At 75.3% G+C, this 23,341-nt stretch carries 13 protein-coding genes; 11 read left to right on the forward strand and 2 right to left on the reverse strand.

Going from position 1 to position 23,341, the window contains the following annotated elements:
- The first annotated feature begins 222 nt into the window (after positions 1 to 222).
- The 7 genes from ABT122_RS30030 (at position 223) to ABT122_RS30060 (ending at position 17,208) form a co-directional block, all read left to right on the forward strand.
- A complete protein-coding gene (locus ABT122_RS30030; protein WP_351558695.1) occupies positions 223 to 1,263 on the forward strand; it encodes a ketoacyl-ACP synthase III family protein in 1,041 nt (346 codons plus the stop codon).
- Complete coding sequence (locus ABT122_RS30035; protein ID WP_351558697.1) at positions 1,260 to 2,834, forward strand: peptide MFS transporter; 1,575 nt, start codon at positions 1,260 to 1,262, stop codon at positions 2,832 to 2,834. Before ABT122_RS30030 ends, ABT122_RS30035 begins: the two co-directional genes overlap by 4 nt.
- A gap of 138 nt (positions 2,835 to 2,972) precedes the next feature.
- Positions 2,973 to 4,508: a multicopper oxidase family protein gene (locus ABT122_RS30040; protein ID WP_351558699.1), complete on the forward strand. Its 1,536-nt coding sequence runs from the start codon at positions 2,973 to 2,975 to the stop codon at positions 4,506 to 4,508.
- 104 nt (positions 4,509 to 4,612) lie between these two features.
- Positions 4,613 to 6,241, forward strand: a complete 1,629-nt coding sequence (locus ABT122_RS30045; RefSeq protein WP_351558701.1) for an FAD-dependent monooxygenase — start codon at positions 4,613 to 4,615, stop codon at positions 6,239 to 6,241.
- 458 nt (positions 6,242 to 6,699) lie between these two features.
- Positions 6,700 to 10,083, forward strand: coding sequence for a type I polyketide synthase (locus ABT122_RS30050; protein WP_351558702.1), 3,384 nt, complete (start codon positions 6,700 to 6,702; stop codon positions 10,081 to 10,083).
- Entirely contained in the window at positions 10,022 to 16,411 is a 6,390-nt protein-coding gene (locus ABT122_RS30055) for an SDR family NAD(P)-dependent oxidoreductase (RefSeq protein WP_502976231.1), read from the forward strand. The genes ABT122_RS30050 and ABT122_RS30055 overlap by 62 nt, the downstream gene beginning before the upstream one ends.
- 143 nt (positions 16,412 to 16,554) lie before the next feature.
- Positions 16,555 to 17,208, forward strand: coding sequence for a permease prefix domain 1-containing protein (locus tag ABT122_RS30060; protein WP_351558706.1), 654 nt, complete (start codon positions 16,555 to 16,557; stop codon positions 17,206 to 17,208).
- 205 nt (positions 17,209 to 17,413) lie between these two features.
- Here the strand turns inward: ABT122_RS30060 and ABT122_RS30065 are convergent, their stop codons facing one another.
- The gene (locus ABT122_RS30065; protein WP_351558708.1) at positions 17,414 to 17,746 is read right to left on the reverse strand and encodes a PadR family transcriptional regulator; all 333 of its coding nucleotides are present in this window, start codon (positions 17,744 to 17,746) and stop codon (positions 17,414 to 17,416) included.
- 86 nt (positions 17,747 to 17,832) lie between these two features.
- Here ABT122_RS30065 and ABT122_RS30070 point away from each other — a divergent pair, with 86 nt between their 5' ends.
- The 4 genes from ABT122_RS30070 (at position 17,833) to ABT122_RS30085 (ending at position 22,236) form a co-directional block, all read left to right on the forward strand.
- A complete protein-coding gene (locus ABT122_RS30070; protein ID WP_351558709.1) occupies positions 17,833 to 19,989 on the forward strand; it encodes an MMPL family transporter in 2,157 nt (718 codons plus the stop codon).
- Between the two features lie 110 nt (positions 19,990 to 20,099).
- Positions 20,100 to 20,417 (forward strand): transposase, encoded by a 318-nt coding sequence (locus ABT122_RS30075; RefSeq protein ID WP_351558711.1) that lies wholly within the window; start codon positions 20,100 to 20,102, stop codon positions 20,415 to 20,417.
- 294 nt (positions 20,418 to 20,711) lie between these two features.
- The gene (locus ABT122_RS30080) at positions 20,712 to 20,915 is read left to right on the forward strand and encodes a DUF6059 family protein (protein WP_351558713.1); all 204 of its coding nucleotides are present in this window, start codon (positions 20,712 to 20,714) and stop codon (positions 20,913 to 20,915) included.
- 478 nt (positions 20,916 to 21,393) lie between these two features.
- Entirely contained in the window at positions 21,394 to 22,236 is an 843-nt protein-coding gene (locus ABT122_RS30085; RefSeq protein WP_351558714.1) for an AfsR/SARP family transcriptional regulator, read from the forward strand.
- Positions 22,237 to 22,296: 60 nt separating this feature from the next.
- Here the strand turns inward: ABT122_RS30085 and ABT122_RS30090 are convergent.
- Positions 22,297 to 23,341 (reverse strand): pyridoxal-phosphate dependent enzyme (locus ABT122_RS30090; RefSeq protein ID WP_351558716.1); only part of this gene is annotated, 1,045 nt, incomplete at its 5' end.

Consider the following 23,341-nt stretch of genomic DNA (forward strand, 5'->3'; position numbering starts at 1 on the left):
CGTCTTCCTCACCCCCTGCCGCGGCGGGGGGGGGGGGGGGGGGGGGGCGCCGCCCCCCCCCCCCCCCCGGGGGGGGGGGGGGGGGGGCGGGGCCCCCCCCCCCCCCCCGCCGGGCCCCGGGCCGGGGCGGGGAGCCGGACTCCCCGCGCCGGCCCGGGGCCGTACCGGAGCGTGTGAGTCGGCGCCCCGGGTGTCGACGTCACCCGAGAGGAGAACACCACTGTGAGCTTCACCAGCCTGTACATCGCCGGGCTCGGCCGCTGGCTGCCACCGGCGATGACCGTGGAGCGGGCCGAGGCGGCGGGGCTGTGCCGGCGACGGGCCCTGTGGCGCACCGAGTTCGCGTCCGTGTGCGTATCACCGGGTGATTCCGGGCCGCGGATGGCCGCGCGGGCGGCCCGGGCCGCGCTGCGTCAGTCCGGCTCGGCCCCCGCCGACATCGGTCTGGTCCTGCACGCGGCCGTCTACTACCAGGGCCACGACGTCTGGGCGGCGGCCTCCGCCGTGCAGCGGGAGGCCGTCGGCGGCACCTGCCCGGCCGTGGAGGTGCGGCAGATGTCCAACGGCGGGATGGCCGCCCTGGAGCTGGCGGCCGGTGTCCTGCGCGGCGATCCCGGCCGGGGCCAGGCCCTGGTCACCACCGGGGACCGGTTCTGCGCGCCGGGCTTCGACCGCTGGCACAGCGACGCGGGCACGGCCTACGGCGACGGCGGGACCGCCGTGGTGCTCTCGCGCCACGGCGGCTTCGCCCGGGTGCGGAGCCTGGTCTCCCACGCGGACCCGGGCCTGGAGGGCATGCACCGGGGCGATGACCCCGTCGGCGGCGTCCCGTTCGCCGTCCGCAGCCCGGTCGATCTGGAGCCGCCGCGCCGGGACTTCACCGCGCGTCTGGGGCTGGACGCCGTACTGGCCCGGATCGACGCCGGGCAGCGCGAGGCGTTCAAGCGCGCTCTGTCGGAGGCGGGGGTGGAGCAGCGGGACGTGGACTGGTTCGTCCTCCCCCATCTGGGCCGCCCCCGGCTGAACGCCCACTTCCTCACCCCGCTGGGCATCGATCCCGAGCGCACCACCTGGTCGTGGGGCCGGCACGTCGGGCATCTGGGCGCCGGTGACCAGATCGCGGGCCTCGGGGAACTGCTGGACTCGGGTGCGCTGCGGCCGGGGCAGCTCTGTCTGCTGGCCGGGGTGGGCGGGGGTTTCACCTGGTCCTGCGCCGTGGTGGAGATACTGCGCCGCCCGGAGCCGGCGGGAGACGGCCGATGAACACCCCGGACACACCCGGCGCGTTGAACACCCCGCACACCCCGCACACCCCGCACACACCGCGTGCACCGGACGCACCGGACGCACCGGGCTCCCCCGGCGGGAACGGGCTCCGGGGCCGGCCGCGCTGGTTCGTCACACTCTTCATCGTGGACATGTGGGAGCGGTTCAGCTTCTACGGCATGCTGGCGATCCTCTTCCTCTATCTGGTCGCCGACCCCGGGGACGGCGGTCTGGGGATGGCGGAGGGCGACGCGGCGGCGCTGTCGGGGCTCTACATGTCGCTGGTCTTCCTCTCGGCGCTGCCCGGCGGCTGGCTGGTGGACCGGGTGTTCGGGGCCCGCCGCGCCACGCTCCACGGGGGGATTCTCATCACCGCGGGCCATCTGCTGCTGGCGGTGCCGGCCACCGGATGGCTCTACCCGGGGCTCGGGCTGGTGGCGGCGGGCAGCGGTCTCGTCAAGCCGGGCATGGCGTCGATGGTGGGCCGGATGTACGACGGCCGGCCGGAGCGGCGCGAGGCGGCGTTCTCGGTGTTCTATATGAGCATCCAGGTCAGCGCGCTGGTGGCGCCGCTGGTCACCGCGTTCCTGGGTGAGCGCGTGAGCTGGCACCTCGGCTTCGGCGCGGCGGCGCTGGGCATGGTCATCGGCCTGGTCTGCTACGGGGCGGGCTGGTCCTCCTTCGGTGGGATCGGGCTGGCGCCGGACCGTCCGCTGCCGCCCGCCGAGGCACGGCGGCTGCTGGTCCGGGTGGCGCTCATCGGCGGGCTGCCCGCCCTGGTGGTGGGTTCGGCCTCGGTGGCCGGCCTGCTGACGGTACGGCAGGTGCTGATGCTGGCGGGTCTGACCGTGCTGGTGGTGCCGGCGGTGTACTACCGGAGGCTGCTGCGGGCCCCGGGGATCGGTCCGGCGCACCGGGGGCGGCTGCGGGCGCTGCGGTGGATGCTGCTGGCCTCGTCGGTCTTCTGGCTGCTCTTCGCCCAGGGGCCGCTGCTGCTCAATCTGTTCGCGCAGGAGGCGGTGGACCGGGTGGTGGGCGGCTTCACGGTGCCGGCGGGCTGGTTCCAGTCGGCACAGCCGCTCTTTCTGCTGCTGCTCTCGCCGGTCGCGGCGGCGCTGTGGATTCGCCTCGGACGGCGGGTCGGGGCGCCGGCCAAGTTCGCGGGCGGGCTGCTGCTGGGCGGGGGCGCGTTTGTGCTGATGGCGGGCGCCGCGTCGGCGGCCGGGCGGGGTCCGGTGTCCCCGCTGTGGCTGCTGGGGGTGTATCTGCTGCTGGTGTGCGGGGAGTTGGCGGTGGGGCCGATCGGTCTGAGCCTGTCGGCGGAGGTGGCCCCGCCGGGTTTCACCGGCCGGATGCTGGGTCTGTTCTGGCTGTTCGCGGCGGTCGGAGCGGCGGTCGGAGGGCAGGTGGGGCGGCTGGTCGATGTGGTGCCCGATCCGGTCTACCACCTGCTGCTCGCCTCGCTGGGGCTGCTGGCGGGGGTCGCGCTGACGGTGTCGGCGCGCCTGCTGCGCCGCCGGCTCGACGCGCCCGCGGGGAGCGCCGTACCGCCCGCGCGGGCCTCTTAGCAACGCTGCCTACATGTAGTCTGCCTATCCGTAGTCCACGTCCGCCGTGCACGGCCGCGCTCTGCCGCGTTCCCCCGGCGCGCATCCGCCGCCGGGCCGCACTCGGCGGGCGACCGACCACCGCACCGGGAGGAAGCCATGCCCCTGAACCGCCGCCAGTTCTTCCGGGCCACGGGAGGCGCCGCCGTCGCCCTGCCCCTGGCCTCCGCCCTGGCGGGCTGCTCCGGCGACACACAGGGTTCGACCGGCGCGCCGGTGAAGAGCGTCCGCCGAGCCCCCGAGGCGTTCAAGGCGCCGCTGCCGCTGCCCCCCGTACTGAAACCGTCCCGTACCGAGGGCGGTGTCGACCACTACGACATCGTCCAGAAGGCAGCCCTGGTGGAGATACTGCCGGGCCTGAGGACCGAGATATGGGGGTACAACGGGCTCTTCCCCGGGCCCACCCTCGTCACCCGGCGGAACCGGAAGATCGTCGTCCGGCACACCAATGAACTCGACGTGCCGACCGTGGTCCATCTGCACGGCGCCAAGGTCACCGCGGAACACGACGGCTACCCCACCGACCTGGTCCTGCCCGCCGGCGGCTGGAGCGGCCACACCCACGGCGGCGATGTCTCGCGGGGCACCCGCGAGTACCACTACCCGGGGGACCAGCCCGCCGCCACGCTCTGGTACCACGACCACCGCATGGACTTCACCGGCCCCCAGGTGTACCGCGGGCTCGCCGGCTTCCATCTCGTCCACGACGACGAGGAGGACAGTCTGCCGCTGCCCCGGGACGAGCGCGACATCCCGCTGATGATCTGCGATCGGGCGTTCGCCGAGGACGGCTCGTTCACGTACCCCGCCAAGGACCCGAGCCTCAAGGGCGAGCACGGGGTGACGGAGGAGTTCATGGAGGGGGTGCTCGGCGATGTCGTCCTGGTCAACGGAGCGCCCTGGCCGGTACTGGAGGTCAGCGCCGCCCGCTACCGGTTCCGGCTGCTCAACGCCTCCAACGCCCGCCGCTACCGGCTCTCCCTCGACCCGGGCCCGCAATCGGGCCCCGCCTTCGTGCAGGTGGGCAGTGACGCCGGGCTGCTCGGCGCACCCGTGCGGCACAGCGAGATCCAGTTCGCCCCGGCCGAGCGCTTCGACGTGGTGGTGGACTTCTCCCGGTACCCGGTCGGCACCAAGGTCACCCTGAGGAACGAGCTGGGCGAGGGCGGCGCCGGGAAGGTCATGCAGTTCCATGTGGTCCGCAGGGCGCGCGACAGCAGCCGTGTCCCCGCGACCCTCGCCGCGTTCGAACCGCTGAGCCGCTCCGACGCGTCCGTCACCCGCACCTTCCACTTCAACCAGCGCGGCGACGACGGCTGGGACATCAACGGGAAGGTCTTCGACGCCGGCCGCGACGACGCCCTGCCGAAGCTGGGCTCCACCGAGATATGGAAGTTCGACGGCGACGCCTTCCACCCCGTCCATCTGCACCTCGCCCACTTCCAGGTCCTCAGCCGCAACGGCCGGGGCCCCGGAGCGTACGACGCGGGCTGGAAGGACACCGTCGATCTGGCGTCCGGCAAGGAGATCGAGGTCATCGCGCGCTTCACCGGCTACCGCGGACGGTACGTCTTCCACTGCCACAACCTGGAGCACGAGGACATGGGGATGATGGCCAACCTGCGCGTGGTCTGACGGACGGGGGCGGCACCGGCCGCCGGAACCCCAGACGGGTTCGAGCCGTTCTGCACGGGCCCCTGCCACGCTACCGCCTTCCGGCGCTCGTGGAAGGGGCCCTCATGTACGACGACAACCCGCCCGGCACCACCCCGGTGCTCATCGTGGGCGGCGGGCTGGTCGGCCTGTCGACCTCGCTCTTCCTGTCCTGGCAGGGGGTGCCGCACACCCTGGTGGAACGGCACCCCGGCACCTCCGTCCACCCCCGCGCGTGGGGTCTGTACCCGCGCACCCTGGAACTGCTCTCCACCGGCGGAGTCACCGGGGATCTGCTGCGCGAGGCGGCGGGCTTCGCCGGTCATGTCCTCAACGGCACCGTCGAGTCGCTCACCGGGCGGGAGCGATCCGTCTCCCGGATACCCGAGCCGGCGGATGTCTCCGGGATCAGCCCGGTCGCCCGCGTCCTGTCGCTGAGCCAGGACCGTATCGAGCCCATCCTGCTGCGTCACGCCCGCCGGCTCGGCGGGGAGCTGCGCTTCCACACCGAACTCACCGGCCTCACGCAGGACGCCGACGGTGTGGACGCCACCCTGCGCGATGTGGCGAGCGGTGCGGGCGAGCGGCTCCGCGCGCGGTACGTGATCGCGGCGGACGGCGCCCACAGCCCGCTGCGGGAGCGGCTGGGCATCGCCCGGCGGGGGCGTGGCACCCTGCGGCACCAGTTCAGCATCGTCTTCCGCGCCGACCTGGAGAGAGCGCTGCGCGGGCGGCGCTTCGCCATCTGCCGGATCGACAACTCCGAGGTGGACGGTGTGCTCGGGCACGACGACACCCTGCGGCAGGGGACCCTCATCGTCACCCACCGGCCGGACCGGGACCCGGTGGAGGCGTTCACCACCGAGCGGTGCACCGCCCTGGTGCGCGCCGCGGTCGGCGACCCCGAGCTGCCCGTCACCATCGTCAGCGCGCTGCCCTGGGAGATGGCGGCGCTCACCGCCGAACGGTTCGCCGAGGGCCGGGTCCTTCTCGCCGGCGATGCCGCGCATGTGATCCCGCCCGTGGGCGGCTACGGCGCCAACACCGGCATCCAGGACGCCCACAACCTGGCCTGGAAGCTGGCCCAGGTACTGGACGGGCGGGCCGGGCCCGCCCTGCTGGACACCTACGACGCCGAGCGGCGCCCGGTGGCGCGGGCGACCATGGCCCAGGCGGCGCTGCGGCTGGCCGCCCGTGCCGGTTTCGCCGACGCCGGGCAGCGGAGCGCCCTCGTGGACCCGCTCGGGGTGATGTTCGGCTACCGCTACCGCTCGGCCGCCGTGGTGGAGGAGGAGGGCGCGCCGGAACCCGTCGCCGAGGGGCGGGAGTTCGCCGACCCGGGCAGCCTGTCCGGCGCTCCCGGCACCCGTGCCCCGCATCTGTGGCTGCGCCGCGGGGACCGCAGGGTCTCCACGGTCGACCTGGCGGGCCGCGATCTGCTGCTGCTGGCGGGCGCCGAGGCCGGCGCGTGGCAGGCCGCCGCGCGACGGGCCGGGATCGAGACCCTGCGGATCGGCGAGGACCTCGTGGAACTCGTGGAGCCGGAGCCCGGGGCCGGCCGCACCTGGTACGAGGCCTTCGGCGTCACCCGGGCGGGCGCGGTGCTGCTGCGCCCGGACGGTTTCGTGGGCTGGCGCGCACCGGGTGCGGACCCTTCGCCGGAGCGGACCCTCGTCTCCGTCAGACGCCGTCTGCTCGCCCACGCCTCCCTCTGACCGTGCCCACCGCCGGGGCGGTGCCCTCGCCCCGGCGACCGACGGAGGCCCCGCGCCCGCCCGGGATTCACCCGCCGGGGCCCCCACCGCACCCCACCCGCGAGGACACCACCACCCCGGCAACCGGGCCCCGGGCAACACCCCCGGACCCCGCACACCCCTTCCGGGGATCACCTGCCCGGAAGCACGCCCCACCCGTGGAGACACCACGATCCAGACGACCGCGCCCCGGCCCCCCGTAAGCGCACCCCACCCGCGAGGACACCACCACCCCGGCAACCGGTCCCCGGGCAACACCCCCGGACCCCGCACATCCCCTCGGGCGCCCCGCGCCCACCACCACCACCCGCCCGGAGGGCACCCCCCTCCGTACGGGCGGACCAACGGTCTTCGAGCCGGACTCCAAAACCCCGGCCCAGGATCGGGGGCCCACCGAGACGACCGGGAGGACATCTCGTATGAGCAGCACATCCGCCGGTGATGCCGCGGACGACTCGATCGCGGTGGTCGGCATGGCCTGCAGGCTGCCCGGCGCCCCCGGGCCCGGCGCCTTCTGGGAGATGCTGGCCGCCGGGCGGGACGCGGTGCGGCCCGCGCCGCCGGACCGTGCCGCCGGCCTCGGCGGCCTCGGCGCGGCCGGGGGGCCGGGCGGGGTGCCGCACGGCGGCTTCCTGGACGATGTGGCCGGATTCGACGCCGCGTTCTTCGGTATCGCCCCCCGTGAGGCGGCGGCCATGGACCCCCAGCAGCGGCTGCTGCTGGAACTGGCCTGGGAGGCGCTGGAGGACGCCTGGATCGTCCCCGGCACCCTGCGCTCCTCGGACACCGGGGTGTTCATCGGCGCCATGGCCGACGACTGGGCCCAGCTGACACACCTCCGGGGCCCGGCCGCCATGACCCCGCACACCCTCCAGGGCACGCAGCGCGGCGTGCTCGCCAACCGGATCAGCCATGCCCTGGATCTGCGCGGCCCCAGCCTCACCGTGGACACCGGGCAGTCGTCGGCTCTGGTCGGCGTCCATCTGGCCTGCGAGGCGCTGCGGCGCGGCGAGGCGGGCACCGCCCTGGCCGGCGGGGTCAATCTGCTGCTGGCCCCCGGCACCTGGCATGCCACGGCGCGCTTCGGCGGGCTCTCCCCGGCCGGGCGCTGCCACACCTTCGACACCCGGGCGGACGGCTACGCGCGCGGTGAGGGCGGCGCCCTGGTGGTGCTCAAGCCACTGGGCCGGGCGCTGGCCGACGGCGACCGCGTCCACTGCGTGATCCTGGGCGGGGCCATGGGCAGCGACGGCGGTACGGAGGCGCTGACGGTGCCCGGCCGCGCCACCCAGGAGGAGGTGCTGCGCCGGGCCTGTCTGCGGGCGGGCGTCGCCCCGTCCCGCGTCCAGTACGTCGAACTGCACGGCACCGGCACCCGTGTCGGCGACCCGGTGGAGGCCGCCGCCCTGGGCGCCGTGTTCGGCTCCCCGGGTGCCGGACGGGACAGGGCACTCCGGGTGGGCTCGGCCAAGACCAACGTGGGTCATCTGGAGGGCGCGGCCGGTCTCGTGGGCCTGCTCAAGACGGCCCTGTGTCTGCGCCACCGACAGCTCGTGCCCAGCCTCAACTTCACCGCCGCGCCCCCCGGTATCCCCCTGGAGCGGCTGGGGCTGCGCGTCCAGACGGAGTACGGCGACTGGCCGCTGCCGGAGGAGCGGCTGGTGGCCGGGGTGTCGTCGTTCGGTATGGGCGGCACCAACTGCCACCTTCTGCTGGCCGAGCCGCCGGAGCGCCCCGGCGAACAGACGGACGAGCGGACGGACGGCCCGGCTCCGGCGGCCGTCCCCTGGCCCCTCTCGGCCCGCTCCGAACCCGCGCTGCGCGCCCAGGCCAGGGCGCTGCGCCGACACCTCGGCCGGCACCCCGGCGCGGCGTCCGCCGACATCGGGCACACCCTCGCCACCGCCCGCTCCCACCATGAGCACCGCGCGGTGGTGGTGGGCGAGGGCGCCACGGCGCCCCTGGACGCGCTGGCGGCGCTCGCGGAGGGCCGGTCCCACCACCGGCTGGTACGGGGCAGGTCCGGCTCCCCGCCCCCTGAACTCGCGGTGCTCTTCGCCGGCCAGGGCGGGGCGCGCCCCGGGGCGGGGCACGGGCTGTACACCGCCTTCCCGGAGTTCGCGCGGGCGGTGGACGAGCTGTGCGGCCACTTCGACGCCGTACTGGAACAGCCGCTGCGCGCGCTGATGTTCGCCCCCGCCGGGGACACCGGGGCGGCGGAGCTGCTGCGGCGGACCGACTACGCCCAGCCGGCGCTGTTCACCCTGGAGACGGCGCTGCTGCGGCTCCTGGGGTCGTGGGGTGTGGTGCCCGGGGTGCTCGCCGGGCACTCGCTGGGCGAGCTGACCGCCGCCCACGCCGCCGGAGTGCTCTCCACGGCGGACGCCACCGCGCTGGTCGCCGCGCGCGGCCGGCTGATGCACTGGGCCGGCGGGGACGGCGCCATGATCGCCGTGGAGGCGGCCGAGGAGGAGGTCCGCGGGATGCCCGGGGGCCTGCCCGGGACGGTGGACATCGCCGCCGTCAACTCCCCCGCCTCCGTGGTCGTCTCGGGGGACGCGGCGGCCGTGGAGCGGATCGCGGGGCACTGGGCGGAGCGGGGCCGCCGGACCCGGCGGCTGCGCACCCGCCATGCCTTCCACTCCCCTCATATGGACCCGCTGCTGGCGGAGTTCCGTCGGATCGCGGGGCGGCTGGCGTACCGGCCGCCGACGCTGCCGGTGGTGTCCCATGTGACCGGGCGCCTGGCGACCTCGGACGAGCTGTGCTCACCCGAGTACTGGACGGCGCATCTGCGGGCCACCGTCCGCTTCGCCGACGGGGTGCGCACCCTGCTCGCCCGGGGCACGGGCGCCTTCCTGGAGCTGGGCCCCGACGCGACCCTGACCACCCTGGCGGCCGGGTCGCTGCCGCCCGCCGATGACGAGGGACCACCGCCGCCGGTGCTGACCGCCGCGCTGCGGCCGGGCCGCGACGAACCCCTCTCCGTCCTGGCCGCCGCCGGTGCCCTGCACACCGCCGGTCTGCCGGTGGAGTGGGGCGCGGTCATCGGCGCGGGGCGGCGCCGGGTCGAACTGCCGCCCTACGCCTTCCAGCGGGAGCGGTACCGGCTGCCGCCGGGCGCTCCCGGCACCACGGACGCGGAGCCGGAGAACGGCCCCGCACCGGAGACCAGTGCCGGGCCTCGGCAGCCGTACACGGCCGTACGAGCGGCGGACCCCCCGCCGCCCGCCGCGCCGCGCGCCCTCCCCGGCGCGACCGGACGGGAGCGGCTGCGGGCAGCCGTACGACTGGTCAGGGACGAGGCCGCGGCGGTGCTCGGCCACCCCGGTCCCGCGGCGATCGACCCCGACCGTCCCTTCCGGGACGCCGGCTTCGACTCGGTCACCGGGGTGGAGCTGTGCGGGCGCCTCCGGGCGGCCACCGGGGCCGCCCTCGCGGTGACCGCCGTCTTCGACCGCCCCACCCCGGCCGAACTCGCCCGCCACCTCCTCACCCTGCTGCCGGCCGCGCCCGCGAGCCCGGAGCCGGACACCGCGTCCGCCGCGCTGGGAGCCCTGGAGGCGCTGCGCGCCGCCGTGGCCACCGGGGCCCGGCAGGACCCCGGCACCGCGCGCCGCCTGGCCGGCGGGCTGCGGGAGCTGCTCGCCGCCCTGCCCGCGGACACCGGGGACGCCACCGGCACCGGCGGCGGAGCCCCTGACCCCACCGACCTCACCGAGAAGATCGGAACCGCCAGCGATGACGAAATCTTCGCCCTCATCGACCGGGAGTGCGGCGACGCCTCACCGGAGAGGAGCTGAGCCCCCCGTGCCCCAGGAACCGATGACCGAGGAGCGGCTGCGCACCTATCTCAAGCGCGCCACCACCGAGCTGTACCGCGCCCGGCGGCAGCTCGCCGAGGCCCGGGAGCGCGAGCCCGTCGCCATCGTCGGCATGGCCTGCCGCTACCCGGGCGGCGCGGAGGACCCCGAGGGGCTGTGGCGGCTGGTCTCCTCCGGCACCGACGCCATCTCCCCCTTCCCCGTCAACCGGGGCTGGCCGCTGGAGGAGCTGTACGACCCGGACCCGGGGAATCCGGCCGCCGGCCGCAGCGCGGTCCGCCACGGCGGATTCCTCCACGACGCCGACCGGTTCGACGCCGAGTTCTTCGGCATCAGCCCGCGCGAGGCCCTGGCCATGGACCCCCAGCAGCGGCTGCTGCTGGAGAACGCCTGGGAGGCGCTGGAGCACGCGGGCATCGCCCCGGACGGGCTGCGCGGCAGCGCCACCGGGGTCTTCGCCGGTCTCACCGCGCAGGAGTACGCCTCCCTGGACCGTGTCGGCGACGAGGGTGTGGAGGGCTATCTCCTCTCCGGCACCACCGTGAGCGTGGCCTCCGGCCGCATCGCCTACACGCTCGGGCTGCGGGGCCCCGCCGTCACCGTCGACACCGCCTGCTCCTCCTCCCTGGTCGCCATCCATCTGGCCTGCCGCTCGCTGCTGGACGACGAGTGCGGACTGGCGCTCGCCGGCGGTGTCTGCGTCATGGCGGGACCCGGCATGTTCCTGGAGTTCAGCCGTCAGCGCGGGCTCGCGCCCGACGGCCGCTGCAAGCCCTTCGGCGCCGGGGCCGACGGCACCGCGTGGGCCGAGGGTTCCGGCGTGCTGGTGCTGGAGCGCCTCTCCGCCGCCCGCCGCAACGGGCACCGGGTGCTCGCCGTCATCGAGGGCTCCGCCCTCGCGCAGGACGGGGCGAGCAACGGTCTGACCGCGCCCAGCGGACCGGCGCAGGAGCAGGCCATCCGTACCGCGCTGGCATCCGGCGGGCTCTCCCCCCACGACATCGACGCCATCGAGGCGCACGGCACCGGCACCCGGCTCGGCGACCCGATCGAGGCCCGGGCGCTGCTCGCCGCCTACGGGCCGGACCGCCCCGCCGGCCGGCCGCTGTGGCTGGGCTCGCTCAAGTCGAACGTCGGGCACACCCAGGCCGCCGCCGGGGTCGGCGGCGTCATCAAGATGGTCCAGGCGCTCCACCACGAGCAGTTGCCGCCCACGCTGCACGCCGGGGAACCCACCCGGGAGGTGGACTGGTCGAGCGGCGCGCTGCGGCTGCTGACCGCCGCCCGCCCCTGGCCGCGCGGCGCACGGCGGCGGCGCGCCGGTGTCTCGTCCTTCGGCATCAGCGGCACCAACGCGCATCTGCTGCTGGCGGAGGCGCCCGCCGAGGACCGCGCGGATGCCGCCGCGTCCGGCGGCCCGGGGAGCGGGCCCGCCGGAGTGCTGCCCTGGCCGCTGTCCGCCCGCTCCGGGCCCGCGCTGCTCCGGCAGGCGGAGCGGCTGGCCGAAGCGGTGACGGCGGCGCCCCCGGACCCGGCCGCCGTCGCGCACACCCTGGCCACGGGGCGGGCCCTGCTGGAGCACCGGGCCGTGGTGCTCGCCGGGGACCTCGAAGGGCTGAGCGGCCGGGTGGCCGCCCTCGCGCGCGGTGAGACGGTCCCGGGGCTCGTCCGGGGCCGGGCCGGGGCGGCCAGGTCCGTGTTCGTCTTCCCCGGCCAGGGTTCGCAGTGGGAGGGGATGGCCCGGGAACTGCTGGCGGACTCCGCGGTCTTCCGCGAGCGGATCGAGGAGTGCGCGAAGGCCCTCGCCCCCCACACGGACTGGTCGCTGACCGAGGTCCTGGCCGGGGGCCGGGACGCGCCCCCGCTCGACCGGGTCGATGTCGTCCAGCCGGCCCTGTGGGCGGTGATGGTGGCGCTGGCCGCGGTGTGGCGGGCGGCCGGGGTCGAACCGGAGGCGGTGATCGGCCACTCCCAGGGCGAGATCGCCGCCGCCTGTGTCGCCGGTGCGCTCTCGGTGGAGGACGCCGCGCGCGTGGTGGCCCTGCGCAGCCGCGCCCTGACCCGGCTCGCCGGCACCGGCGGCATGGCCTCGGTCGCGCTGCCCGCCGAGCGGGTGCGCCGGGAACTCGCCGACAGCGGCGTCCCGGTGCGGGTGGCCGCCGTCAACGGACCGTCCGCGACGGTCGTCGCGGGGCCGGCGAAGGAGCTGGCGGCTCTGGTGTCCGGCTGGGAGGCCGAGGGGCTGCACGCCCGGGTGGTCCCCGTGGACTACTCGTCCCACACCCCGGATGTCGAGGCCCTCCGCGAGGAGGTGATGGAGCTGCTGGCGGGCCTCTCGCCCCGGCCGCCCCGGATACCGCTGTACTCCACGCTCACCGGTTCGGAGCTGACCGACGGCACCCCCATGGACGCCCGTTACTGGTTCCGCAGCCTGCGCAGCCCGGTGCGGTTCCACGAGGCGGCCCGGGCGCTGGTCGCGGCGGGACACGATCTGTTCGTCGAGTGCAGCCCGCACCCGGTGCTGACCGTCGCCCTCCAGGACACCCTGGACGAGGCGGGCCGGGAGGGCTCCGCCCTGGGCACCCTGCGCCGGCGCGACGGCGGCCGGACCCGGCTGCTGACCTCGCTGGCCGAGGCACATGTGCGGGGCGCGGACATCGACTGGCGGGCGCTGCTGCCCGCCGGGCGGCGGAGCGTGGCGCTGCCGGTCTACCCGTTCCAGCGGCGGCGCCACTGGCTGCGGGCACCGGAGGGCACCGCCGCGCCCGGCCGGCTCGGGGTCGAGCCCGCCGGCCACCCGCTGCTGGGGGTCGCGGTGGAGAGCGCGGCGGACGGCGGGCTGCTGGTGACCGGGCGGCTCTCGCTCGCCGGGCAGCCCTGGCTCGCCGACCATGTCGTCAACGGCACCGTGCTGCTCCCGGGCGCCCTCCTGGTGGAGTTGGCCCTGCACGCGGGCGGTGAGCTGGGCGGGCTCGGGCTGGACGATCTGGTCCTGGAGGCCCCGCTCGCCCTGCCGGCCGACGGCGCGGTGCGGGTGCAGATCGGGGTGGGCGGCCCGGACGGCTCGGGGCGGCGCCCCGTCACCGTGCACTCCCGTCCCGGCGCCGGTGACCCGGCGGACGGCGAACACCCCTGGACCCGCCACGCGTCCGGGGCGCTCGCGCCGGCGGGCGCGCGGGAGACGGAGCCGGGCGGCGGGGTGTGGCCGCCCGCCGGAGCCGAGCCCTTCGATCCCCCGGAGTCGTACGAACGGCTGGCGCGGGCGGGCTACGGCTACGGGCCCGCGTTCCGCGCGATGCGGGCCGCCGGGCGGTGCGACGGAGGGCTGTACGCCGAGGTCGCGCTGGCCGACGGCGTCGAGCCGGCCGGCTTCGGGGTCCATCCGGCGCTGCTGGACGCCGCGCTGCACGCCCTGGTCCTCGACGCGCTGCCGGAGGGCGGCGACCCCGACCGCGTTCTGCTGCCGTTCTCCTTCGCCGGGGTGCGGCTGCACGCCGTGGAGGCGGACCGGGTGCGGGTACGGGTGCTGCGGACCGGGGAGCACCGGGCGCGGCTCGAACTGACCGACCCGGCCGGGCAGCCGGTGGTGACCGTGGCGGAGGTGACGCTGCGCCCGATCCGCCGCTCGGCGCTGGGCGCGGCCGGGGCCAGGGGCGCGGACGCGCTGTACGAGGTCGGCTGGAGGGCGGTGCCCGGCGGCGGGGAGCCGGAGCGGCACGGCGGCCGGGCGGTGCTGGGCGGGGCGGCGGCTCTGCTGCCCTCGGCCCCGGCCCACCGCGATCTGGCCGCCCTGCGGGAGGCGCTCGACGCGGGGGCCGCGGTGCCCGGCACCGTGGTCGCTCTCGCCCCGCCGCCCGCCGGGGGCGCCGATCCGGTCTCCGGTGTCCACGAGGCGGTCCGGTCGGCGCTCGGTCTGGTGCGGGAGTGGCTGGCGGAGGGGCGGCTGGCCTCGTCGCGTCTGGTGGTGGTGACCTCCGGCGCGACCGGCGCGGACCCCGATGTGGCCGGGGCGGCCGTGTGGGGGCTGCTGCGCAGCGCCCAGAGCGAGCACCCGGGCCGTCTGGTCCTGCTCGATGTGGAGCCGGACGCGCGGGACGCCTCCCTGGAGGCGGCGCTGACGGCCGGTGAGCCGCAACTGGCCTGGCGGGACGGTGCCTGGCACGCGCCCCGGCTGCTCCCCGCGCCCGGCCCCGGTGCCCTGGTGCCGCCGTCCGGTGCCGGCTGGGCGCTGGAGGTGCGGACCCCGGGCTCCCTGGACGGTCTGGCGCTGGTCGAGGGGGACCGGGCGACGCGTCCGCTGGCCCCGCACGAGGTGCGGGTGGCGGTCCGGGCGGCGGGCGTCAACTTCCGCGATGTGGTGCTGGCGCTCGACCTGGTGCCGGGCCAGGAGGGTCTGGGGCTCGAAGGCGCGGGTGTGGTGCTGGAGACCGGTTCCGCCGTGCGCGGCCTGGCGCCGGGCGACGCCGTGCTGGGTCTGCTGAGACACGGGGCCTTCGGCCCGGTCGCCGTCGCCGACCACCGGATGACGGCCCGGGTGCCGGACGGCTGGTCGTTCACCCGGGCGGCGACCGTCCCGGTGGTGTTCGCGACGGCGTACCGGACGCTGGCGGAGGTCGCGCGGGTGCGGCCCGGGGAGCGGGTCCTGGTGCACGCCGGGGCCGGCGGTGTCGGTCTGGCCGCGATCCGGCTCGCCCGGCATCTGGGCGCCGAGGTCTTCGCCACCGCCTCCCCCGCCAAGTGGCCCGCGCTGCGCGCCGAGGGCGTGGCCGACGACCACATCGCCTCCTCCCGCTCGGACGCCTTCGAGGAGGCGTTCCGCCGGGTGACCGGCGGCGCCGGGGTGGATGTGGTGCTCAACTCCCTGACGGGCGGGCTGGTCGACGCCTCGCTGCGGCTGCTGGGTCCCGGCGGGCGGCTGGTGGAGATCGGCAAGACCGACATCCGCGACCCGGAGCGGGTCGCCGCGGACCATCCGCACGTCCGGTACACGGTGTACGACCTGCTGCGGGAGGAGCCGGCCGAGGTGGGCCGGCTGCTCGCCCGGGTGCTGGAGCTGTTCGAGGAGGGTGCCCTGACGGAGCTTCCGGTGCGGACCTGGCCGGTCCAGGAGGCCCCGGAGGCGCTGCGGCACCTGGCGCACGCCCGGCACACCGGGAAGCTCGTGCTCACCCTGCCGCCCTCGTTCGACCCCGGGGGCACGGTGCTCATCAGCGGCGGCACCGGGACGCTCGGCGCGCTGCTCGCCCGCCATCTGGTCACCGGTCACGGGGTGCGGAGCCTGCTGCTGGCCGGCCGCCGGGGCGCGGCGGCGGAGGGGGCGGCGGAGCTGGCGGCCGAACTGTCCGCGCTGGGGGCGGAGGTGTCCTTCGCCGCCTGCGATCTGGCGGACCGGGCGGCGGTGGCGGCGCTGCTGGAGGGCATCGCCGCTGACCGGCCGCTGACCGCCGTGGTGCACGCGGCGGGGGTGCTCGACGACGCCACCGTGGAGACGCTGACCGACGGGGCGGTGGACGCGGTGCTGCGGCCCAAGGTTGACGCGGCCTGGCATCTCCATGAGCTGACCCGCGATCTGCGGCTCTCGGCCTTTGTGCTGTTCTCGTCCGTCGTGGCCACGGTGGGCTCCCCCGGGCAGGCCAACTACGCCGCCGCCAACGGGTTCCTGGACGCGCTGGCCCGGCTGCGGCGGTCGGCGGGGCTGCCCGGTGTCTCCCTCGCCTGGGGTCTGTGGGACCGGGCCAGCGGGATGACGGGGCATCTGTCCCGCGCCGATCTGGCGCGGATGGGCCGGGCCGGTGTGCGGGCGCTGGCCGCCGATGAGGCGCTGGCGCTGTTCGACACCGCTCTGGCCGCGGGCGGCGCCCATCTGCTGCCGGTCCGCTGGGACCGGACGGCGCTGCGCTCGCTCGCCGGCGGGCCCGGTCTCCCCCCGGTCCTGGCGGATCTCGTGCGGGCCCGTCCCCGGGTCCGGCGGGCCGCCGCCGCGCACCAGGAGGCCCCGGGGCCGTCCTGGGCGGTCCGGCTGGCGGCGCTGCCGGCCGGGCGGCGCAGGGACGCTCTGCTGGAGCTGGTGCTGGGCGAGGTGGCGGGGTCGCTGGGTTACGCGCCGGACGACCGGGTCGACACCCGGCAGACGTTCAAGGAGATGGGCTTCGACTCGCTGGCGGGGGTGGAGCTGCGCAATCGGCTGACCGCGGCGACGGGGCTGCGGCTGACGGCGACGCTGGTCTTCGACCGGCCGACGGTGGCCGAGCTGCTCGACCATCTCCTGGACGGGGACGGCGCGCTGCGGGGTGCGGCCCCGGCGTGACCGGCCGGGGCGTCGGGGGGAACGGCTGGTCGGAGTCAGGGAGACATCAGGGATCTTCCCTCCTCCCTCCGTTCCCTCCGGTGCCTATACTGGCGCAGGTTTCCGTGTTCTCGGACGGGCCCAGGACTTCTCAGGGGGGACGGGTGATCGACCAGTACGTCACCGAGCTGAATCGGGCGCTGCGCGGCCCCCGGGCGGCCAAGGCCAGCCTGCTCACCGAGGCCCGTGACGGTCTGGTCGACGCGGCGGACGCCTATGAGGAGAGCGGCCTGGACCGGGAGAGCGCCGAGCGGAGCGCCGTCGCCGACTTCGGACCCGTACGGACCATCGCCGCGGAGTACCAGTCCGAGCTGGGCGTGGCCCAGGGGCGGCGCACGGCGGTGCTGATCTGCGCCGTGATGCTGCTTCAGCCTGTGGCGTGGCGGGTCGCGCAGCTCCTCGCGGGGGAGGGCTCCGCCGGACAGAGCAGCCACGGCTACGAATTGGCCGGCACGGCGGCCCGCTGGTCCGGCGGCATCGCCATCCTCCTGGGGCTCGCGGTGCTCTTCGCGACGGGCACGGGAGCGCGTTTTCTGGGTGCCCAGCGTCTGCTCACCCGGGTCACCGGCTTCTTCGCCTTCGCCGTCTGCGCCGTCTTCGCGGTGCTGGGGGTGGTGATGACGGTCTCCAACCCGGCCACGCACTCCCTGCTGAGCCTCACCGGGCTGCCGGGCACGCTGCTGCTGCTGGGTGTCCCGCTCGCCGGCATCGGAGTGGCGGGCCGCCGCTGTCTGAGCTGGGTGCGCGCCGGCTCGTAGGGTCCGCGCCGGGCGCGCGCCGGCTCGCGGGCCGTCGTTGGCCGGTGCCCGGCCCGCCCGTCGCCCGGGTCACGGCCGGCCGCCGGGAAGCCGCGGCGCGCGGGACGGAACGTATCTCCTGGGGCGCGCGACACGACCGGACCCTGAACCCGGAGCACAGCCCCTCCCCCCGCCCCGGAGGCACAGCGGGCCCCGGGCCGTGCCCTCAGGCGAGGGCGGTGCCCGGGCGCAGCACGCCCTCCACCACCGCGGCGAAGTCCCGCCACTCGGCCCGCTCCGTGGCCAGCGCGCGGGTGCCCGCCTTGGTCAGCTCGTAGGTGCGGCGGCGGCGCCCGCCGACCATCCGCCACTCGCCCTGGACGTACCCGGCTCTCTCCAGTCTGCGCAGGGCCGGGTAGAGCGATCCGGTGGGCAGTTCGAGCGCTCCCCCGCTGCTCACCTGGATCGCCTGCATCACGGCGTAACCGTGCAGGGGCTCCTTCTCCAGCACCGCCAGGATCAGCCCGTCGAGGTGCCCTCTGAGCGCATCAGTCTTCATGTAGGCAATCTACATGGTGTGCTACGGTCGGCAACCTACATGTAGACAGCCTATTCACTCAGGGAGAGCAGGGGGGTCGAGCCACCATGGCAACGTCCGAACGGGGTCCTTCCGCACCACCGGACCCCACGCGGGAGGAGCGGCCGAGCGTCTTCGAGCGCCTCGCCCTCGTGTCGTACCAACGGCGCTGGTGGGCACTGGCGGTCTGGGTCGTCGCCCTCGTGGTGGTCAGCGTGGGTTCGCAGGCGGTGGGCGACAGCTACCGCAACGATTTCCGGCTGCCGGGCACGGAGTCCCAGAAGGCCCTGGACGTACTGAAGGACCGGGCCCCCGACCAGGCGGGCTCGCCCGTGCAGATCGTGCTGCGCGCGCCGGACGGCCTCGCCGGGGCGGACACCCGGTCGCGGGTCGAGTCGATGCTCGACGAGATCGGCAGGGTGCCGCATGTCGTCGGTGTGCTCAGCCCCTACGAGAGCAGCGGCACGATCTCCCGCGACGGCACCATCGGGTACGCCACGGTCTCCCTGGACAAGCAGTCCGAGGACATCCCCGCGGCCGACGCCGAGAAGCTCATCGAGACCGCGCAGAAGGCCGAGACGGACGGGCTGCGGGTGGAGCTGGCGGGTGACCCGATCCGCGCCGCCCAGAGCGGCGACAGCGGTTCAGCCGAGGGCGTGGGCATGCTCGCGGCCCTGGTGATCCTGGTGCTGCTCTTCGGCTCGGTCCTCGCCGCGGCGCTGCCCATCGTGATCGCCGTCTTCGCCGTCGGCACCACCCTGGGACTGACCGTGCTCGCCTCCCATGTGGCCACGGTCGCCAACTTCACGGCACCGCTGATGATGCTGGTCGGCCTGGGCGTCGGCATCGACTACGCGCTGCTGGTGTTCTCCCGGTTCCGCGGCGAACTCATCGCCGGCGAGGACCGGCGGCAGGCGACGGCGAAGGCCATCGACACCGCCGGGCGCACCGTGTTCTTCGCGGGGTGCACCGTGATCGTCGCCCTGCTCGGCCTGGTCGTCCTCGGTCTGGGCTCCATGCAGGGCATGGCGGTGGCGGTCGCGCTGACGGTCCTGCTGACCATGGTCTCCTCGCTGACTCTGCTGCCCGCCCTGCTGGCCATCGCCGGGGGCCGGATCGAGAAGGGCATCCGGCGCCGGGCCGCGAAGGGCCGCACGGCGGACGGAAAGCTCTGGAGCCGCTGGTCGGCCGGTGTGCAGCGGCGGGCCTGGCTCGCCGCCGTGGTGCCGCTCGCCGCGCTCGTGGCGCTCTGCGCACCCGCCCTGGACATGCGGCTGGGGTTCGCCGACGCGGGCACGCATCCGCCGGAGACCACCGCCCGCCAGGCCTACGACCTGCTCGCCGACGGCTTCGGCCCGGGGTTCAACGGCCCGCTGATCGTCATCGCGGAGGGCGGCGGCGAGCGCGCGGCCGAGCGGGCGCGGACGGTGCTGGACGACACCGAGGGGGTCGCCGCGACCCTCCCGCAGGGCACGCGCGACGGGCTGTCGACGCTCATCGTCTTCCCCGCGTCGGCGCCTCAGGACGCGGCCACCGACGAGCTGGTCACGCGGCTGCGCGGCGAGGTGCTGCCGGCCGTGGAGGCGCAGACCGGCGCCACCTTCCTGGTCGGCGGGAGCACCGCCGCCACGCAGGACTTCTCCGGGGCGGTGGCGGACCGGCTGCCGCTGTTCGTCATCGTGGTGGTGGGCCTGTCGATGCTGCTGCTGCTCCTGGTGTTCCGCTCGCTGCTGATCCCGGTCAAGGCGGCGGTACTGAACCTGCTCAGCGTCGGGGTGTCCATGGGCGTGGTGACCCTGGTCTTCCAGAACGGCGCGCTGGGGGCGCAGGAGGGACCCATCGAGTCCTACGTCCCGGTGATGATCTTCGCGATCGTCTTCGGTCTCTCCATGGACTACGAGGTCTTCCTGCTCGCCCGGATGCACGAGGAGTGGGAGCGCAGCCATGACGCGGCGCTGGCCATCCGGCACGGCATGGCGACCACCGGCCGGGTGGTCACCGCCGCCGGCGCGATCATGATCGTGGTCTTCGGGGCCTTTGTGCTCAGCGGGGACCGGATGCTGGCCCAGTTCGGTCTCGGGCTCGCGGTCGCCGTCTTCGTCGACGCGGTGATCATCCGGTGTCTGATCCTGCCGGCGCTGATGCAGCTGTTCGGCTCGTACGCCTGGTGGCTCCCCCGGGGACTCGACAAGCGCCTGCCCCGGCTGGCCCTGGAGAAGCCCTGAGGGTCCGCCGGCCCCGGGGGTCCGCGCCGCCCCGGCGCGGCAGGGCCCCCGGGGCCGGCGGCCGGCCGTGGCCCGGCGCACGGCGCCGGCGGATTCGTTGAGGACACATCGTGGCACCCCCGAAGAAGTACTCGGACCAACTGAGAGCGGACGCGGTCGCCCGCTGGCGGAGCATGGACCCGCGTCCTCCCATCGCCCATCTGGCCCGTGAGATGGGCATCCATCCCGAGGCGCTGCGGACCTGGATACGCGCCGACGAGACCGAGCGCGGCGAGCGGCCCGAGCGCCTCTCGCGCGCCGACGCGGAGGATCTGGTCCGGCTGCGCAGGGAGAACGCGCACCTGCGCTGGCTGGTCGAGGTGCTCACCGCGGCCGGCGCGGTGTTCGCCGCCGAGGTGCTCCGCACACGCGAAGCCGTGGAGGACTGACCGGATTTCAGCGCCCCGCACCGTGGAGCCGCCCCTGCCGGGCGGCTCCACGGCCATGACCGGCGGCGGCGCCCCGCCACCGCGGCCCACCGCCCGGGTGCGCCGCCGCCCGGGTGCGAACCCCACCACTTCTCGACCAGAAGTCGAGCCGCCGCGCACAGGATGGGCCCTCCCATAAGAAGAACGGTACCGAAGGGGGACGGTCCACATATGGGCAGGCGTTGGCTACCGCAAAGGCGGCGGAGAAGCCTTTTTGCCGCTTTCGGGCACTACCTGTCAGTCGGTGGACAGCATATGGCGGTCAACCTCACCGGATTCCTGGTACCACTGGAGTACCACTGGCAGACACCCGCCCATCGACACGACCCGGACCAGGGGCCGGCCGGCCCCGCACCCGGGGGCGGCCCCGACGGGCCGGGCCCGGGCCATCCCGAGCGGCTGATCCCGCATGTCCCTCCCACTCCGGAGGAACACATGCTCTGGTCACAGCTGCGCTGACGCGCCAACAGCACATCGCTCGCCCGACCACCGGGTGATGCGCCGGGGGCACCACCGGGTCTCCCGCGGCCCGCCCATCACGCGGCGGACCCCTCCGCGGCAGGACCCCCCGCGCACCGCGCGGAGCAGCATCTCTCCACGGTACGACTGTTCTGTCTGCGGCTGGTGGGTCCCCCGTTACTTGTCGGCGGATTCCCCCTGCTGCATGATGGCGAATCAAACCCTCCTGGTGCCATTACAGGAGACAGGAAACAGCGCGCGAACACATAAAAAACGGGGGCACAGAATGGCTTGTCGCTTTGCATGCGAATCGGCCGTGTCACGGTCACCGCAGTGCATTCACGATCTCGGCCCACACGCGGCAGGACCGTCGCCCCGCGTCTGAACAGCGTGGCCCCGGCCCCTCGGGGGCAGGCCCGCTTGACACGCACAGCTCCATGCGACAAACAACCGTTTCCGAGACAAAGGTGTACGGAACATGCATGTAAGGCTACTGGGGCCGCTGTCGATCCGTGTGAATGGCAAGAACATGACTCCCACGGCACCGAAACCCCGCCGGGTTCTGGCGCTGCTGGCCACATCGGCGAACCAGGTCGTTCGCAATGAGCAACTCATCGAAGAGGTGTGGGAGAGCAGACCACCCAGGAGCGTCACCACCACACTCCAGACCTACGTCTACCAACTGCGCAAATCCCTCGACCTGGCCATCGCCCCGGAACGCTCGGGACTGCGGCCGGAGAGCGCGCTGCGCACCTTCGTCGGCGGCTACATGCTGACCCTCCCCGAAGGGGCCCTGGACTCCCAGGTCTTCGAGCGGCTCGCCCAGCGCGGCCGGGTCCAGCTCACCGCGGGCCGGGTCCACGAGGCGGCGCGCACCCTTCAGGAGGCCCTGGAGCTCTGGCAGGGCCCTGCCATGGTGGACGTCAACCCGGGGCCGGTGCTGCTCTCGGAAGCCCTGCGGCTGGAGGAGATCCGCAAGAGCGTCCTGGATCTGCGGATCGACGCGGATCTGCGGCTGGGGCGCCACCACGAACTGCTCGCCGAGCTGATCAAACTCGTGGCCGCCCAGCCGACCCACGAGGGCTTCCAGGCCAAGCTGATGGTGGCGCTGTACCGGGCGGGCCGCCGCTCCGAGGCGCTGCAAACCTACCAGCGGGCGCGCCAGCGCCTGGTCGACGAGTTGGGAGTGGACCCCTCGGCCACACTCCAGCGGCTCCAGCGGGCCATCCTGGCCGGCGAGCTGGAGACCACATCGCCGGGCCAGGACATGGCCGGTGTCTCCTCCGGCGCCGGGGCTCCGGTGGGCGAGATACGCTACTGACCACCCGCGCCACCGAGCGCACGACACCCGTGGGGTGCACCGCATTCGGGGCAGGCCGGGCTACATGCCCTTCAACCCGTGTGCGGTGGCCAGCGCGACCACGAGCGAACCCGGTGCGATGCGCCCCTGGGCGCATGCCCGGTCGACGGCCACCAGGGCGGCGGCGGCACTTGTCTCCAGCGGCAGCCCGGAGCGCCGGAGCCGCTCCGTTCCGGCGCGCACCTCCTCGTCGTGGACCACGACCGCGTGGCCCCCGGAGCGCCGTACGGCCGCCACCGCCTGGAGCGCCACGTTGTTGCCCGCGAGTGAGGGCATGGCGGTGGTGCTCCCGGGGAAGTGACCGTGCGGGTCGGCGCCGTCGAGCACCGCGGCCACCCGGGGGAACGGCTCGACCAGGCAGAGCCTCGGGACGGCGCCCTCCCCGCACAGCTCACGGAAGCCCAGGAAGACCCCCCACACCAGGTCGCCGCGGGAGGCCGGCACCACCACCCAGTCGGGCAGCCCGCCGCCGAGATCGGCGACGATCTCCTCGGCGACCGTCTTGTAGCCCTCGATGCCGAAGGGGCTGCTGCCCACCGGGGGCAGCGAGAAGTTGGTGACCGGCAGCACCGTCTCCGAGGCCCGGTACCCGGCGAGGTGCTCCCAGCGCTGTCCGGCCGACGGGAAGGAGACGACCGAGGCGCCGAGGTCGCGCATCAGGGAGACCACCCGGGCGGGCGTGTCATCGGTGACGGCGATCTCGCAGCCGAGCCCGGCCCAGCCGCAGTAGGCGGCGAGCGACACCCCCGCGTTGCCGGAGGAGGCCGCCGCCAGGGCTTCGTACCCGGCGTGCAGGGCACGGGCGACGGCCACCGCGCTGAAGCGGTCCTTGTGCGAGCCGGTGGGGTTGGCCCCCTCCCACTTGAGCCGCAGATCCACGTCCGCGCCGCTGTGCCGGGCGTCGGCGCGCAGCAGCGGGGTGCCGCCCTCGCCGAGGGAGTGCGTCAGCCGGTACGGCAGCCGCACTCCGCTCCGGCCGGAGCGGAGTGCGGCCGGCGCCGGGGTCACCCGGCCGCCGGTGGTCCCGGCCGCTCCTGCCGCGCCTGTCGCGCGGATCTGTTCGGCG

The organism is Streptomyces sp. NPDC001985 (assembly GCF_040296845.1).
In the GTDB taxonomy this organism is placed as follows: Bacteria; Actinomycetota; Actinomycetes; order Streptomycetales; family Streptomycetaceae; genus Streptomyces.